Below are 15,935 nucleotides of genomic sequence, written 5' to 3' on the forward strand. Positions count from 1 at the left end.
GTCCACAGGCGGCACGCCCGCCCCTTGACGCGGCCTCCGGGCATTGTCACATTCATCAGTGGCAGGTTACGGGCGGTACGGCTTCTGGAGACGGGCGGCTGGCATGGCTGGGGACACCGGGAAGGGCACCACCGCGGCACCGCGCGCCGGGCGGCTCGGCTCCGACCTGCGCGGCTTCCGGGAGGTGCAGCGGCTCGCGTACGCCTGCGCCGAGGCGGTCGCGGCGCAGCTGCGGCCGGGCGTGACCGAGCGCGAGGCGGCGCGCATGCAGCGGGAGTGGCTGCGCGGGCACGGCGTGCGGGACTGGTTCCACCTGCCGTTCGCCTGGTTCGGGGACCGGACGGCCTTCGCGGGCTTCCGCGTGCCGCTCCAGTTCTTCCCGACGAACCGGGCGCTCGAGCCGGGCATGCCCTTCATCCTCGACATGGCCCCGGTGTACCGGGGGTATGCGGCGGACATCGGGTACTCCGGCAGCCTCGGCCTCAACCCGGTGCAGGACCGGCTCCTGTCGGACCTGCGCGCACACCGCGAGCTGATCCTGCGACAGGTCCGCGAGCGCCGGTCGCTGCGTGAGATCTACGAGAACGTGGACCGGCTGATGGTGCGGCAGGGCTACGCGAACCGGCACCGCGCCTATCCCTTCGGCGTCATAGCCCACAAGGTCGACCGGGTGCGGGAGCGGCGCTGGTCGCCGACCGTCTTCGGGTTCGGCGCGCAGTCCCTCAAGGGGCTCGTCGGGGACGCCCTGCACGGACACCGGGAGGGCTGGTCACCGCTCTGGAGCCCGTACCGGTTCTCCGACCACGCGCCGCAGCCCGGCATGTGGGCGGTGGAGCCCCATCTGGGATTCCGGGGGACGGGCGCCAAGTTCGAGGAGATCCTCGTCGTCACGGACTCCCGAGACCCCGAGGAGAGCGCGTTCTGGCTGGACGACGACCTGCCGCACGTGCGGCGCTGGGCCGAGGAGGGGGCAGCATGAACGAGGCGGACGGGACGACCGGCGGCCGGCCGGCGGGACAGGGCCCGGCCGGGGCGCGCGAGCGGCGCGTCAGCACGGGCGGCGTCGAGCTGTGCGTGGTGGAGCTGGGCGAGCGGGACCGGCCGACAGTGGTGCTGGTCCACGGCTACCCGGACAGCAAGGAGGTCTGGTCGGGGGTGGCCGAGCGGCTGGCGGACCGGTTCCACGTCGTGCTGTACGACGTCCGCGGGCACGGCCGCTCGACGGCGCCGGTGCCGCTGCGCGGCGGGTTCACCCTGGAGAAGCTCACCGACGACTTCCTGGCCGTGGCGGACGCGGTGAGTCCGGACCGGCCCGTCCACCTCGTCGGCCACGACTGGGGGTCGGTGCAGGGCTGGGAGTTCGTGACCACCGCCCGGACCGAGGGCCGGATCGCCTCCTTCACCTCCATGTCCGGCCCCTCCCTCGACCACTTCGGGCACTGGATCAGGGAGCGGCTGAGCCGGCCCACCCCGCGGCGGGCCGCCCAGCTCCTCGGCCAGGGCGCCAAGTCCTGGTACGTGTACCTCCTGCACACGCCGCTGCTGCCGGAGCTCGCCTGGCGGGGCCCTCTCGGCAAGCGCTGGCCCGAGATCCTCCGGCGCGTCGAGCAGGTCCCGGCCGGCTCGTACCCGACCTCTTCGCTGCCGTCCGACGCCGCGCACGGCGCCTGGCTGTACCGCGACAACGTGCGGGCGCGGATGCGGCGCCCCCGGCCCGACGCGTACGCGCACGCCCCGGTCCAGCTGATCACCCCGACGGGGGACGCCTTCCTGTCCGAGCGGCTCTACGACGGGCTGGAGCGCTGGGCCCCGGACCTGGTGCGGCGCACCCTGCCCGCCAAGCACTGGATGCCCCGCACCCGGCCCGACCAGCTGGCCGCGTGGATCGCCGAGTTCGCCGCCGCCCGGGAGGAGCCCGCCGCCCGCGCCCCGGGCCCGGGGCTCAGGGCGCCCGGCAGGTACGCCGACCGGTTCGCCGGCCGCCTCGTCCTCGTCACCGGCGCCGCCAGCGGCATCGGCCGGGCCACGGCATACGCGTTCGCCGAGGCCGGTGCCCGGGTGGTCTGCGTCGACCGGGACGCCGAGGGCGCGGCGCGCACCGCCGAGATGGCGAGGCTCGTCGGCGCCGCCGGGGCGTGGGGCGAATGCGCCGACGTCGCCGACGAGGCGGCGATGGAGAAGCTCGCCGCGAAGACCGCCGCCGAGTACGGAGTCGTCGACGTGCTCGTCAACAACGCCGGGATCGGGCTGTCGGGACCGTTCCTCGACACCACCGCCGAGGACTGGCGGAAGGTCCTCGACGTCAACCTGTGGGGCGTCATCCACGGCTGCCGGATCTTCGGCCGGCAGATGGCCGAGCGCGGCCAGGGCGGGCACATCGTCAACACCGCCTCGGCTGCCGCCTACCTGCCGTCCAAGTCGCTGCCCGCGTACAGCACATCCAAGGCCGCGGTGCTGATGCTCTCGCAGTGCCTGCGCGCCGAACTCGCGCCCCAGTCCATCGGCGTCTCGGCGGTCTGCCCCGGCATCGTCAACACCAACATCACCTCCACCTCCCGTTTCACCGGGGTGGACGGCGCCGAGGAGAAGCGGCGACAGGAGCGCGCGGCGCGGCTGTACCGGCTGCGCAACTTCCCGCCGGAGAAGGTCGCCGACGCCATCCTGCGGGCCGTCGTGCACAACGAGGCGGTGACGCCCGTGACACCGGAGTCCAAGGGGGCGCTGTGGCTGTCGCGGTTCGCGCCCGGTGTGCTGCGGCGGCTCGCCCGGCTGGAGCCGCGCCTGTGACCGGGGCCGCGCCCGGAGTGCCCGATCAGGCGGCGGCCGAGTACCGGATCGAGGACCTGGCGCACCGCAGCGGGGCCACGGTGCGCACGATCCGGGCCTACCAGGACCGGGGCCTGCTGCCGAAGCCGGAGCGGCGCGGCCGGTCGAACGTCTACCGCGACGCGCACCTGGTGCGGCTGCGGCAGATTGCCGGCCTGCTGGACCGCGGCTACTCCCTGGCCTCCATCAAGGAGCTGCTCGAAGCGTGGGACGAGGGGCGCGGGCTCGGCGGGGTCCTGGGCCTCGTCGCCGAGGTGCAGGGACCGTGGACGGACGAGGAGGCGGGCCGGGTCAGCCGGGCCGAGCTGGGCGAGCGGTTCGGCGGAACTCGGGACGACGCGGCCGTCGCCGAGGCGTGCGACTTGGGCGTACTGGAGCGGATCCCCGGGTGTCCGGACGAGTTCCTGGTGCCCTCTCCGCAGGAGCTGGCGGTGGCCGCCGAGCTGTATGCGGCGGGAGTGCCTCTGCGGGCCATCGCGGAGCACCTGCGGGAGCTGCGCGGGCAGGTGGAGCACATCGCCTCGCGGTTCCTGGAGTTCACCACCGAGCACGTCTTCGCCCGCTACCTCGGGCAGGTGCCGCCGGCGGACGCGGACGCCGAGGAGGCCGCCGAGATGGTCCGCCGGCTGCGCCCGCTGGCGCAGCAGACGGTGGACGCCGAACTGGCCCGTGCGATGAGGCTGTTCGCGACCCGGCACCTCCGGCACCACCTCGGGGCAGCCGGGGGCGCACAGCCGCCCGGGACGGCGGCCGTCCCGCTGCCCGCCGAGACCGTGCGGGCAGTGCAGGAGCTCGTGGGCGCCGAGCATGTGGCGGAGTTCGTCCGCGCCGCGGCCGAGCGGGAACTGCAGGCCCGGCGGATGAACGACCTGGCACGCCGCGGAGCCGGTCGGGGGTCCGACACGGCGTGATCCACAGACTGCCGTGGTCCACAGGGCGGACCACTCGTTTACCGTCAAATCCCACCCAACCGGCTGTGGACAAGCGGGGTTTTCCTGTGGGCAAACCTGTGGACGAAGCACCTTCCCGAGGGCTTGCGCGTCAGCTGGCGATCCCGGCCGCCCTGCCTGCCGCCGGCTCCGCCGCGCCGTCCGCCCGTACGGCGGTACGCCTGCCGCGGCCTCCGTAGAGGAGCGCAGCGAGGGCCAGGCCCAGCGCTCCGCCGGCCAACTGCGCCGCCACGAAGCCGGGCAGCGACTGCGGGGCGATTCCCGTGAGGGAGTCGCTGAAGGCGCGCCCCACCGTGCCGGCGGGGTTGGCGAACGAGCCGGAGGAGGTGAACCAGATCGCGCACGCGAGGTACGCCGCCACCGCTGCGGGAACGAGCCGCGGCCGCCCGGTGCGGTCCAGGCCCCAGATCACCAACACCAGTCCCGCGGTGGCGACGACCTCGCCGACGAGGAGGTGGCCGCCGCCGCGGACCTGGGTGGCGAAGGCACCGGGCACCCGGCCGAACATCGTCTCGGCGAGGACGGCCCCGGCGACGGCCCCCGCGGTCTGCGCGGCGGCGTAGGCGAGCGCCTCCCGGCCCGGCAGACCGGCGCCGCCGCGGCGGCGCGCCCACCACGAGGCGAGGGTGACGACGGGGTTGAGGTGCGCCCCGGAGATCGGCGCGAAGAGGGTGACGGCCAGGCCGAGGCCGATGGCCGAGGCGAGTGAGTTGACGGCCAGGGCGACACCGGTGTCGCTGCTGAGGGCCGCCGCCTGGATGCCGGATCCGACGACCACCGCGAGGAGGCCCGCGGCGCCCGCGAACTCGGCGGCCGCGCGGCGCGGCAGGGACGCGTGGATGGTCATGGGTCCTCCCCCGGAGCAGGCAAACAATGGAAAATATATTCCGCATAACGGAACGCATCTACCCTGGGTGCCTCTCGGCCGGAGCGGCCGAAATACGGTGCGGAAGCCGGCCACGCCCCGGCAAGCTGGGCACATGGACGACAGACGCACCGTGAAGGTGTCCAAATACATGTCGAAGCACCTGCGCCACCAGCCCGAGCGCATCGGACTGCACCTCGACCCGCAGGGCTGGGCCGAGATCGGCGACCTCCTGGCCGCGGCCGCCGCCCACGGCTTCCCCGTCACACGAGCCGAACTCGACCATGTCGTCGCCGCCAACGACAAGCAGCGCTTCGCCGTCGACGGGACCCGCATCCGCGCCAACCAGGGCCACACTGTGCCCGTGGACCTGGCCCTCCCGGAGGCCGAGCCTCCGGCGCACCTCTACCACGGCACCGTCGCCGCGGCGCTGGACGCCATCCGCGCCGAGGGCCTGCGCCCGATGGCCCGCCACCACGTCCACCTGTCCCCCGACCGGGAGACCGCCACCCGCGTCGGGGCACGCCGCGGCCGCCCGGTCGTCATCGGCGTCGACGCGGCAGCGATGCGGGCCGCCGGACACGTCTTCCGGATCAGCGCCAACGGCGTCTGGCTCGTGGACGCGGTACCGCCGCGGTTCCTCCGCCTGCCGGGGCCGCACTGAATTTCCCGGCAGACTGTCAGATCATCCCCCTAACCTGTTCCCCATTCCGGGATCCGTGAGGGGGGGGCACCTCGCGATCACCGAACCACCCATGCACCAACGCGAGGTGACTTTCCATGACATCTGCATCCGCTGCCGCGCTCCCCGCCGACCCCGGGGCCAACACCTTCCAGGTGGACCTGCGCGGCCTCGTCGACCTGCTCTCCCACCACCTCTACTCCAGCCCGCGCGTCTACGTCCGCGAGCTCCTGCAGAACGCGGTCGACGCCGTCACCGCCCGGCACGCAGTGGACCCGCAGGCCGCGATCCGCATCCGCCTCGCCGCCTCCGGGGGACGCGTCACCATCGAGGACAGCGGCATCGGCCTGACCGCCGACGAGGCGCACTCCCTCCTCGCCACCATCGGCCGCAGCTCCAAGCGCGGCGGCGAACACGGCCTGGAGAACGCCCGCCGCGAGTTCCTCGGCCAGTTCGGCATCGGCCTGCTCGCCTGCTTCGTCGTCGCCCGCCGGATCCGCGTCACCACCCGCTCCGCCCGCGACCCGCAGGCCGCCCCCGTCGAATGGCTCGCCGCCGACGACGGCACCTACACCGTCCGCGAACTGCCCCACGACGCCCGCCGCGAGCCCGGCACCACCGTCGAGCTGGAGGCCCGCCCCGGCGCCGGGGAATGGATGGCGCCCGCCAAGGTCGAACAGCTGGCCCGCGACTACGGCTCCCTCCTGCCCTACGACATCACCTTCGACGACGGCACGGGCGGCGAGCCGCGGCCGGTCACCGACCGGCCCGCCGTCTGGGACCGCCCCTTCCCCACACCGGCCGCCCGCCGCGTCGCGCTCGCCGGCCACTGCTCCGGACTCTTCGGGTTCACCCCGCTCGACAGCATCGATCTCGACCTGCCGCTCGCCGGAGTCCGCGGCGTCGCGTACGTCCTGCCCGAGCCGACCAGCCCGGCCCACCGCTCCGGCCACCGCGTCCACCTCAAGGGCATGCTCCTCACGGACCGGGCCGACAACCTGCTGCCCGACTGGGCGTTCTTCGTACGCGCCGTCCTGGACACCGACACCCTCCGGCCGACCGCGTCCCGTGAGAACCTGTACGACGACGAGACCCTGGCCGCCGTCCGCGAGGCCCTCGGCGCCCGCATCCGCGCCTGGCTCGCCGAGCTTGCCGCGAGCGACCCGGAGCGCCTGGCCGCGTTCCTGGCCGTCCACCACCTCGGGGTGAAGTCCCTCGCCCGGCACGACCCCGAGCTCCTCGGCCTGATGCTGCCCTGGCTGCCGTTCGAGACCAGCGACGGATCGATGAGCCTCCAGGAGTTCACGGCCGCCCACCCCGAGATCCACTTCACCCGGTCCGTCGAGGAGTTCCGCCAGATCGCCCCGATCGCAGCCGCCCACGGGCTCGGCGTCGTCAATGCCGGATACACCTACGACGCAGACCTGCTCGCCCTGCTGCCTGCCGTACGGCCGGAGCTCAAGGTCGCCGAGCTCGACGCCGGAGCCGTCACCGAGCGGCTGGACCCCGTCCCGACCGCGGCCGAACTGGCCCTCGCCCCGTTCCTGTCCACCGCCCGCACCCGCCTCCAGGCACAGGGCTGCGACGTGGTGCTGCGCGCGTTCCAGCCCGTCTCCGTCCCCGCGCTGTACCTCGACGACCGGCAGGCCCGCCAGGAGCGCGACCGCACCGCCGCCCTCGACAGCGCCGACTCCCTGTGGACCGGCATCCTCGGCGCGCTGCGCGGGTCGGCGCCGCGGGCCCGCCTCGTCCTCAACCACAACAACCCGCTCATCCGGCGCATCGCCTCCCTGCCCGATGAAGGCCTCACCGGCACCGCCGTCGAATCCCTGTACGGGCAGGCGCTGTTGATGTCCCAGCGGCCGCTGCGCGCGGCCGACACCGCCCTGCTCAACCGGGCCTTCCTCGGGCTCCTGGAATGGGCCACCCACCCCGCCGACGCCCTGGAGGACCCGCAGTGACCACGATGACGCCCGACGAGGTCCGGCAGGCCCTCCAGGAGAACCGCAGCGCCCCCAACGGGTCCGCCCGCAACGCCCACGCCGAGGCCCTGGCCGGCGCGGCCGAGGCCACCGGCGACAAGGCGCTGTTCCGCGAGGCGCTGGACAACCTGATCACCTCCTACCTGCACAGCGCCGAGTCCTCGAAGATGCTCGTCCCCTTCGCCCGGCTGCTCCAGGAGTACGACCAGGACCCCGGCTCCTTCGGCCGGTGGGACGTCCACACGCTGTTCTGGCAGTTCAAGTGGATCGGGACGGCCATCGGCGACTCCCCCGAAATCCCCCTGGACTCCGCCCGCGGCTGGCTGGAGGAGATGGAGCGCCGCTACCGGCTCGCCGGCTACAGCGAGCGCCCCGTCCGCGAGGCCGAGATGTGGCTCGCCGACGCCACCGGAGACGACGAGCGCGCCGACCGGGCGATGCGCGCCTGGCTCGCCGCCGAGCGGGACGCCATGAGCGACTGCCACGCCTGCGAGCTCAACAGCCAGGGCCAGTACGCCGCCCTGCGCGGCGACGACGCCCGCGCCCTGGAGCTGTGGCAGCCGGTGCTCACGGGCGGCCTGACCTGCGCGGAGGAGCCGCACCGGGTGCTGGCCGCCTCCCTGCTGCCGCTGCTGCGGCTCGGCCGCCTCGACGAGGCCCGCCGCAACCACATCCGCGGCTACCGGCTGGCGCGCGGCAACGAGAGCCTCCTGCCGTCGGTCGGCCGGCACATCGAGTTCTGCGCCCTCAGCGGCAACGAGTCCCGCGGCCTGGAGATCCTGGCCGAGCACGCCGGACACCTGGGCGCCCTCGCCAACGCCGACGACCAGCTCGACTTCCACGGCGGCGTGCTCGTTCTGCTGCGCCGGCTGGAGGAACTGGGACACGGCAGCAGCCCGGCCGTCCCCTACGCGGACGGCCCCCGCACAGTCTCCGCCCTGTACGCGCACCTCCACGCGAGTGCCCTCGACATCGCCCGCCGCTTCGACGCCCGCAACCGCAGCCCCCGCACCTCGGAGCGCTTCCTGGCCCGGGTCGGCCGGCAGCCGCTCGTGGGCGTACTGCCGCTGGGCGTCCGCAGCGCGCCGCTCCCGCAGACCGAAGTCGAGCCCCCGTCCGCGGTGCCGTCCCGGCGGGCCGCCGAAGCGGCGGACGCGGCCGCACCGGCGGAGGGCTTCGCCGAGCTGGTGGAGCGGGCGCGCACGGCACGCGACCAGGGCCACCCCGCAGCGGACGCGCTCTGGGCCGAGGCCGCTGCGCGGGCCGCGGCGCTGCCCGAAAGCGCCGTGGACCCGCTGACCGCAGCCGACCTTGCCGACAGCCGCGCACTCGCCGCCGCCCGCGCGGGCGCCCCGGAGGCGGCGGACCTGCTCGCGGCGGCCCGCGACGGCTACCGGACCCTCGGACAGGCGCAGCGCGCGGCACTGGCGGAACTGCGGCTGGCCAGCGCTGCCGCGCAGGACGGGGCTGCCCCCGAGCGGATCCGCGCCCTGCTCGCGGCGGGGGCCGAGGCCGCCGAGGCGCTGGAGGCCGGCGAGCCGCTGCGCGGCCGCCGGATCGCCCTGGCGGAACTGGCCGCACTCCGGCTGGAGCCCTACCTTCGGTCCCTGGAGTCCCACGGCGGTGACGGCCCGCCGGAGGACCACGGGCACGGCGCCGAGGTTGCCGCGGAGCAGGCCGCCCGGCTCACGGCCTTCGCCGCCGCCCACCGCGGGTCGCTGCCCGACCTCGCCGCGGAGGCGGAGGAGATGCTGGGCCGCATCGCCCTGTCGCAGGGAGATCCCGAGGGCGCCGCACCGCTGCTCGACGCGGCCGCCGCGCGGGCGGCGGCCGCGGGCCGCCCCTGGCTGGCAGTCGACCCGCTCACGCTGCTCGCCGGTGTGCTGATGGCGCTGGGCCGCCCGGAGGAGGCCGAGCAGGCGGCGCGTACCGGCCTGGAGCACGCGGCGGAGGTGACCGACGCCGAAGCACAGGGCGCGGTCCGCCTCACGCTCGCGGACATCCTGCTGCGCAGGGGCGACGCGGCCTCGGAGGCGGCGGAGCACGCACTGGCTGCGGCGCACTGGTTCGACCAGGCCGGACTGGTCTCCGGCGGTGGGGCGCAGGCCCGGTTCACCCTGGCCCGGGCCCACGCGGTGCAGGGGCACCACGTCGATGCGGCGGAGGTCCTGCGGTCGGCGCTCCCCGACCTCCTGGAGCACGGGGAAGGGCAGGCGGTGGGGGCCCGCGAGTTCCTGGGCGACCTGCTGGCGGAACTGAACGAGCCGCAGGAGGCAGCGGAGCAGTACCTCCTCGCGGCGGAAACGGCCGAGCACTGGGAGGACCAGCGGCCCCACGCACACCTGGCGCACTCTGCCGCCGACCAGCTGGCCCGGACGGGCCTGCCGGAGGAGGCGGCGGCCGCCTGGGAACGCGCCCTGGAGCTGTACCGGCGAGCGGGCGGCGAGCCTGTCTCGGAGGCGCGGATCCTGCGGTCGCTGGCCTGGCAGGCCCTGCGGGAGGAGGTCACCGCTCCCGCGGCGGCGCACGCCCGGTCCCGGATGGACCAGGCCGCCGACGTGCTGCACGCGGCGCTGGCCGGCGCGCCGGAGGACCCCCACCTGCTGGCCGAGCTGGCCCAGACCTGGTACCAGCTGGCCCAGCTGGCCGACCGACAGGTGGTCAGGTCCGAGGAGTTGACCGAGGAGTACGGCGCCGACGGCGAGGAGGACGGCAGCGGCGGGCCGCGGCCGGCCGGCCTCCTGGACGCGCAGGAGACCGAGGCACTCAGGCGCGAGGAAGTCGACCTGTGCCGGCGCGCTGCCGCGGTCTACCGGCAGCTGGGGCCGGACCACCTCGCCGACCGCCTGCAGTGCGAGCAGTACGCCGCCTGGACCGAGCAGGAGCTCGGCCGGGAGGAGGCGGGCGCGGCGCGGATCGCCGCGCTCGTCGAGGAGTTCAAGGCCCTTCCCGAGGGGCTCGTCGGCGACCTCCTGGAGCGCGCGGAGTACACGCTCGCCCAGCTGTCCCAGGGCTGACCCGGTCCCCGCCGTCCTGCCGGCGGGGACCTCAGCGGGCCAGCTGGGCCAGGCCCTCCGTGGCGATCTCCTCGAAGACGCGCTCGTCCGAGGCGAAGTCGGAGTCGGGGATCGGCGCGTGGATCACCAGCTCCGTGAACCCGAGCTCCTGGTGGCGGCCCGCGAAGTCGACGAAGGCGTCCACGGACCGCAGCAGGGTGTTGCGCTCCGGCGTGAAGCCGGTCAGCAGGATCCGCTCGATCGAGGAGGTGTCCCGGCCGGCCTCGGCAAGCGCCTTGTCGAGGCGGCTCGACTGGCCCCGCAGTGCCTCCAGCGACTGCTCGGGGGTGCCGTCCTCGTACAGCTTCGGGTCGCCGGTGGTCACCCAGGCCTGGCCGTGGGCGGCGGCGAGCTTCAGACCGCGGGGGCCGGTCGCGGCGACCGCGAACGGAAGACGGGGCCGCTGCACGCAGCCGGGGATGTTGCGCGCCTCGTCGGCGGAGTAGTACGCGCCCCGCGCGCTCACTGCCGGTTCCGTCAGCAGCCGGTCCAGCAGGGAAAGGAACTCGGCGAAACGGTCCGCGCGCTCTCGCGGAGTCCACAGGCCCTGCCCCAGCACGGTCGCGTCGAACCCGCTGGTCCCCGCCCCGATGCCGAGCGTCACCCGCCCGCCGGAGATGTCGTCCAGCGTCATGAGCTCCTTGGCAAGGGTCACCGGATGCCGGAAGTTCGGCGACGTCACGAGCGTACCCAAGCGCATACTCCGCGTTACTGACGCTGCCGCCGTCAGCGTCGGGATCGCCCCGAACCACGGACCGTCCCGGAACGACCGCCACGACAGGTGGTCGTACGTGTACGCGGCGTGGAAGCCGAGGTCTTCGGCCCGCCGCCAGATCTTCTGCCCTTCGGCCCATCGGTGGATGGGGAGGATCACCGTGCTCAGACGCATGACCTCGACGATACGCGGGCCTCCCGCTGTCACGGATATGCCGACGGAGCAGATTCGGGAAGCCACACTGACGTCGCGATGCGGGCCGCTACCGTGGCGTCATGGGCACGCTGGACAGGGTCGAGCTTGAGGCCATGATCGAAGAGGCGACTGTCGACGCCTACACCGAGGACGAGCAGCTGACCGGTCCGTTCACCATGCTTGAGGAGTACCTCGACCTGCCCTTCACTGGCGCGGTTCTCGGCGTCGAGGTGACGGTGCACGGTGTCGACCTCACGCCGGACGGGAGGATTGTCGCGTTGTGCTCTCACGGTCGCGTCCGGCAGTCGATCGGGATCCTGGATCTGCAGTTGCCCAGCCCGGCGCCCGAGGGGGCGAATGGGGTCTCCCCTGCTCGAGCGGAGCCGAGAGCTCGGGGAAGGATCGAGGCGTACCGTCACTGGGCCGGTTGAGGCCGGACCCCTCCCACTTCACGCGGAACCGGCTCGTACGAAAGGGCTGAACGTGGCTGAGGCCGCACAGGGCGCGCATCAGGGCACCCATGAACCGTCATTGGCTGATCTCATCGAGCGCAGCGCCGAATTGAAGGGGCGGCTGGTCACCTTCGCGCAGAGTGCCCGCTTCGACCGGTGGTTGACACCCCTCCTGCTGGAGGCCGCTGGACCTGAAAGGCAGTTGGACGAGGGTGAGGCGATCCGGATCACCGACCACTTCATCCTGCGGTACCGCCTGCCGGACGGGTCGACCGTGGTGGACCGGTTCGTCACCGGCCGGAAGGACTTGACCGCGGCCGACCGGGAGATGCTGCTCGGCTGGCGTGACCCGGTCGAGGGCGTCTTCGAGATCCGGCGCAAGGACGGCGATGCCGTCACCCTGCTGAACCTTGTCGACGACCTGGAGTACCGCACCTACTCGAACGTCGGGCGGGCGGCGTTCCGCGGAGTGTCCAAGGGGGGATTCCTCCACACCTGCCTGGTACCCGTCCACTCGGTCGGCGGGGCGTGGTTGGTGTCCGGGGCGATGACGAGCTACCCCAGGTCCAGCGCCACCGAGATCGCCCAAGCAGCCCTGCAACTGGCCACGCACCACCCCGAACTGGTCTTCCGCAACGCCGAGAAGATCGAGCAGGGCTGGCAGCGGATGCGGGAGGACCGGGCAGCGTTCGTCGAGTTCTGCGGTGGCGACGAACTGGTCCTTCCGCCTGCCGAAGCCGAGGACCTCCTCAACGCCTACTACCGCCACCGCCAAGAGGCAGCCGTCGCCGCACAGCCCGGTCGTGCCCGCCGCAAGCGGCCCCCCAGCTTCGACCTGCCCTTCTTCGAGCTGCCGTCAGAACTGGCGGACTCGGACACCGTCGGCGTCATCTACGACCAGGTCGACGGGCTCAACTTCTACGCCGACTACGGGATGCTGCGGGACCTCTTCGCGGACCCCGCCCTCACGGGCCGCAGACAGCACCAGGACCTGCTGCGCACGTACCTGCGCGAGGAGTCGATCACGCCACTGCCGATCCGCCGGCTGGCCGCCGCTCACCCGGAGACGGCGGACGCCGTTTTCCGGAAACTGCTGAGGAAGCCCGGATTCACCTGGAGCGAGCACGGTGACGCGCTGCTGCGCCGGCGCAAGCCCTGGTACTACGAGAGCGACTCGCGCCCCGGGGTATCCGTGATCGGCGACCGTCTACGCGAGCTGCTCGGTGCGGGGCGGCGCTGAGCTCGTAGGTGGAGAAGCCTGACAGACAGCGCGCATACCGCAGTATGCTGGCTCCATGGCTGACACGACCCGCATCACGGTCACTCTGCCCACCGAGCAGGTGGCGGAGCTGAAGAGGCTCACGGACAACGTCTCCGGCTACGTCGCGGAGGCCGTCGCCCGCCAGATCAGACACCAGCTGCTCGGCGAGGAGCTGCGCCGCTACGAGGAGGAGCACGGCGCGTTCACCGACGAGGAGCTGGCCGCGGCCCAGGCCAGGATCTTCGGCACGGCCGAGCACGAGGAGCCGGCGAGCGCCGCGTGAACCACCGCATCGAGACCGTCGTACTGGACTCCCAAGGACTGTCCGCCTGGATCTCACAGGACCGGGCCGTGCTCGCGATGATCCGATCCTTCCACTCGATGGCTGCCGATCTCGTGGTCTGCGCCAACACCATCGTGGAGGTCATGCACGCCCGGGTGAACACCGCCCGACTGAACTGGGTGCTCTCCCAGGTCAAGGTGGAAGCGGTGACCGAGCAGGCGGCCAGAACCGCTGCCGGCCTGCTGAAAGAGGCCGGCTTGCACGGCCACAAGTATGCGATCGATGCCACCGTCGCCGAGCTCGCGCTCCGCCAGCCAGGCCCGGTGGCCATGCTCACGTCGGACGTCGACGACATGGCCAGGCTGTGCGGCAACCGCGTCCGACTCATCGCGATCTGATCCGCTTCGGGCACGGCCAAGACGCCCCTGACGTATGTTTCCCAGGTCAGGCTGCGATGGGTGAACGAGGCTTGACTGAGGTGACGAGCGTGCCCAGGCGCATGTTCTGCGTGGCTGCTGCTGCCGCCGTCAGCGTCGGGATCGCCCCGAACCACGGCCCGTCCCGGAACGACCGCCACGACAGGTGGTCGTAGCTGTACGCGGCGTGGAAGCCGAGCTTCTCGGCCCGCCGCCACTTGGCGCGGCCTCCCTCGTGCCAGCGGTCGATCGGAAGGAGCGGAGCGATGACGGGTGCACTGCCGACGGCGTGGCACCCGTCAGTGAAGGGCGCTGCCGAGCGGTGTTCAGCGCAGGACGGTGACGGGTGCCGCGCTGCCTCCGTCCGCGTGAACGAGGGCGTACCCGCCGGATTGAAGGATCCACAGGTCGGTGGGGAACCGGGTGTCGGTCTCCCGCGTCGCGACCTCGTGGGTCCGCAAGCCAGTACGGGAGGAGACGGCCGTCAGCTTGCTGCCGCCGATCGCCCAGATCTCGTCCTCATGGCGGATCACCCCCTCGACCTCGGCGTCGGTGTCGACGCTCCAGAGCCGGGTGCCGCTGGTCAGGGAGAACCCGGCTATCCGGCCCCGTGTCGACTGGTATCCCGGCTTGTTGCCGCTGGATACCCACCGCCGGTCATCCGATCGCACCTCGGCAGCCACCAAGGTGTCGCCGACCACGGCGGCTGACCGGACCGGGCGGGCCTCCAGCACATCGAGGTACGCGCTGGAGTATCCGGGCAGGATCCGGATCTCCCCCGTCGGCCCGTCGGTCGGCAACGTGGTGCGGACGTCTCCTCGCTCGTCGTAACCAAGTACTGCGCGGGTACCGCGGAGGTCGCTCTCGTGTACCCAGAGAGTCAGGGGGGCAGCTGAGAGGACCATCAGGAACCGCGGGGCGCCGACAGCAGGCACCTGGCCGCGGCTGAGTCGTCGGCCGTCGCGACCCGCGTACGTAGCCAGTGCGGGAGCGGCGCGCTCACCGCACTCGTCAACGGTGACCACGGTGCGGCCGTCGCTGTCGGAAAGAAGGGGTGAACAGCCTTCCTCGGTCGCGGCCCGCCACCGGTCCGTTCCGTCGGACAGCCCGATGGCTCGCCACCCCCGGGCCTCGGGCAGCACCACGGTCTCACCGGTGACAGCGATCAGGTCGGGCACCTGGTCTGCCAGGACACGGTCCACCGATGCCATGGCGGAGCGCCAGATCTCCCGCCCCGTGCCCAGGTCCAGGGCGATCGCGGCCGAACAGGACTTGCCGTCCGTGGTGTGTCCGAGGACACCGATGCCCCCTGACGTCCGACGGCTCAGTGTGCAGATCCTCTCCCGGCCGGGAGGGCTCCAACTCCACGCGATACCACCGTCGTCGGCTTGGAACGCGGTCGCCGTGTCTTCCCGTACCCGGACGACGACGCCGTCGTCGTCGTACCAACTGCCCACAGCCGACACACCGGCCTGGGTGTCATGGGGGGCCGACCACACGGGCCGTACGGACTCTCCCGATGAGAGGACGGCCGTCGGCGCGACGAGGGCGGCCGCGACGAGAGTGCCGGTCCAGGCCCAGAGGCAATGGGTCCGAACGGCGCGGAGAGACGGCCACCAGGTGATCCACAGGCCGAGTGCACCTCCGATGGTGTACGCCACCTCGCTACCGTCACCGAGGCCCAGCAACCACAGCACGCCCCCGGTCAGAATCGCTCCTGCCGCCGCCCCGCCCGGCAGGGCGATGAGGGCTGCGACCGGTCCGGCCACCGGCCAAGGGCTTATCGCCCCCGAAGGGCGGACGACGTTGCGTGTGCGTGCCACAGGCTCCCCTCCTGCCGGCGGACGGAGAGCGGCCCGAAGTGCTCTCCGCCCGCTGCCATGATCCGTCTCACGTGCCGGGCGGGGTAGGTCCGATCACGGCCGTTACGACGGCCCCGGGCTGCCGGTGTCCGGCAAACGGTGGTCTCAGGAACGGCGTGCCGGGATCGCGTGCCGGTGCGCACGCCCGGGTGAACACGGCACGACTGAACTGGGTGCTCTCCCAGGTCAAGGTCGAAGCGGTGACCGAGCAGGCGGCCAGAGCGCCGCCGGGCTGCTGAAGGAGACCGGTCTCCACGGCCACAAGTACGCGATCGATGCCACCGTCGCCGAGCCGGCGCTCCGCAGCCGGGCCCGGTGGCCGTACTCACGTCCGACGTCGACGACACGGCCAAGCTGTGTGGCAACCGCGTCCGACTTATCGCGATCTGA

Annotated in this window: 13 protein-coding genes and 2 pseudogenes; 11 read left to right on the forward strand and 4 right to left on the reverse strand. The window is 73.0% G+C overall.

The features are described 5' to 3' along the window. Nucleotides 1-103: 103 nt before the first annotated feature. From C0216_RS30170 to C0216_RS30180, 3 genes are read left to right on the forward strand one after another with little or no spacing between them, the layout of a single operon-like run. A complete protein-coding gene (locus tag C0216_RS30170; protein WP_114058282.1) occupies nt 104-979 on the forward strand; it encodes a M24 family metallopeptidase in 876 nt (291 codons plus the stop codon). Then, on the forward strand, nt 976-2,787 hold the full coding sequence (locus tag C0216_RS30175) for an SDR family oxidoreductase (RefSeq protein WP_114058283.1): 1,812 nt from the start codon (nt 976-978) through the stop codon (nt 2,785-2,787). Before C0216_RS30170 ends, C0216_RS30175 begins: the two co-directional genes overlap by 4 nt. Before the next feature lie 17 nt (nt 2,788-2,804). Next, complete coding sequence (locus tag C0216_RS30180) at nt 2,805-3,737, forward strand: MerR family transcriptional regulator (protein WP_114059022.1); 933 nt, start codon at nt 2,805-2,807, stop codon at nt 3,735-3,737. A gap of 130 nt (nt 3,738-3,867) precedes the next feature. On the opposite strand, the gene C0216_RS30185 is transcribed toward C0216_RS30180, so the two are convergent. Continuing rightward, on the reverse strand, nt 3,868-4,623 hold the full coding sequence (locus C0216_RS30185) for an aquaporin (protein ID WP_114058284.1): 756 nt from the start codon (nt 4,621-4,623) through the stop codon (nt 3,868-3,870). A 133-nt stretch (nt 4,624-4,756) separates the two neighbouring features. Between C0216_RS30185 and C0216_RS30190 the strand changes: the two genes are divergently transcribed. The 3 genes from C0216_RS30190 to C0216_RS30200 all read left to right on the forward strand — a co-directional run bounded on the left by C0216_RS30190 (nt 4,757) and on the right by C0216_RS30200 (nt 10,322). After that, nucleotides 4,757-5,305 (forward strand): RNA 2'-phosphotransferase, encoded by a 549-nt coding sequence (locus C0216_RS30190; RefSeq protein ID WP_114058285.1) that lies wholly within the window; start codon nt 4,757-4,759, stop codon nt 5,303-5,305. A gap of 116 nt (nt 5,306-5,421) precedes the next feature. Continuing rightward, nucleotides 5,422-7,284 carry an HSP90 family protein gene (locus C0216_RS30195; protein ID WP_114058286.1) on the forward strand — a complete coding sequence of 621 codons (1,863 nt, stop codon included), beginning with the start codon at nt 5,422-5,424 and terminating at the stop codon, nt 7,282-7,284. Continuing rightward, the gene (locus C0216_RS30200; RefSeq protein WP_114058287.1) at nt 7,281-10,322 is read left to right on the forward strand and encodes a tetratricopeptide repeat protein; all 3,042 of its coding nucleotides are present in this window, start codon (nt 7,281-7,283) and stop codon (nt 10,320-10,322) included. The genes C0216_RS30195 and C0216_RS30200 overlap by 4 nt, the downstream gene beginning before the upstream one ends. Before the next feature lie 31 nt (nt 10,323-10,353). Here the strand turns inward: C0216_RS30200 and C0216_RS30205 are convergent, their stop codons facing one another. Next, the gene (locus tag C0216_RS30205; protein ID WP_114058288.1) at nt 10,354-11,250 is read right to left on the reverse strand and encodes an LLM class flavin-dependent oxidoreductase; all 897 of its coding nucleotides are present in this window, start codon (nt 11,248-11,250) and stop codon (nt 10,354-10,356) included. A gap of 101 nt (nt 11,251-11,351) precedes the next feature. On the opposite strand from C0216_RS30205, the gene C0216_RS30210 reads away from it, so the two are divergent. The 4 genes from C0216_RS30210 (at nt 11,352) to C0216_RS30225 (ending at nt 13,665) form a co-directional block, all read left to right on the forward strand. Further along, nucleotides 11,352-11,702: a hypothetical protein gene (locus C0216_RS30210; protein WP_114058289.1), complete on the forward strand. Its 351-nt coding sequence runs from the start codon at nt 11,352-11,354 to the stop codon at nt 11,700-11,702. 100 nt (nt 11,703-11,802) lie between these two features. Then, nucleotides 11,803-12,963 carry a hypothetical protein gene (locus C0216_RS30215; RefSeq protein WP_246042747.1) on the forward strand — a complete coding sequence of 387 codons (1,161 nt, stop codon included), beginning with the start codon at nt 11,803-11,805 and terminating at the stop codon, nt 12,961-12,963. Between the two features lie 55 nt (nt 12,964-13,018). Next, nucleotides 13,019-13,267 (forward strand): hypothetical protein, encoded by a 249-nt coding sequence (locus C0216_RS30220; RefSeq protein ID WP_114058291.1) that lies wholly within the window; start codon nt 13,019-13,021, stop codon nt 13,265-13,267. After that, the gene (locus tag C0216_RS30225; RefSeq protein ID WP_114058292.1) at nt 13,264-13,665 is read left to right on the forward strand and encodes a DNA-binding protein; all 402 of its coding nucleotides are present in this window, start codon (nt 13,264-13,266) and stop codon (nt 13,663-13,665) included. The genes C0216_RS30220 and C0216_RS30225 overlap by 4 nt, the downstream gene beginning before the upstream one ends. A gap of 55 nt (nt 13,666-13,720) precedes the next feature. On the opposite strand, the pseudogene C0216_RS30230 reads toward C0216_RS30225, so the two are convergent. Both C0216_RS30230 and C0216_RS30235 read right to left on the reverse strand, forming a co-directional pair. Continuing rightward, nucleotides 13,721-13,951: pseudogene (locus C0216_RS30230) on the reverse strand (LLM class flavin-dependent oxidoreductase); the annotation flags it as partial. A gap of 58 nt (nt 13,952-14,009) precedes the next feature. Continuing rightward, complete coding sequence (locus C0216_RS30235; protein ID WP_114058293.1) at nt 14,010-15,506, reverse strand: PQQ-binding-like beta-propeller repeat protein; 1,497 nt, start codon at nt 15,504-15,506, stop codon at nt 14,010-14,012. Between the two features lie 176 nt (nt 15,507-15,682). On the opposite strand from C0216_RS30235, the pseudogene C0216_RS30240 reads away from it, so the two are divergent. Beyond that, nucleotides 15,683-15,935: pseudogene (locus tag C0216_RS30240) on the forward strand (DNA-binding protein); the annotation flags it as partial.

The organism is Streptomyces globosus (genome assembly GCF_003325375.1).
Taxonomy (GTDB): domain Bacteria; phylum Actinomycetota; class Actinomycetes; order Streptomycetales; family Streptomycetaceae; genus Streptomyces; species Streptomyces globosus_A.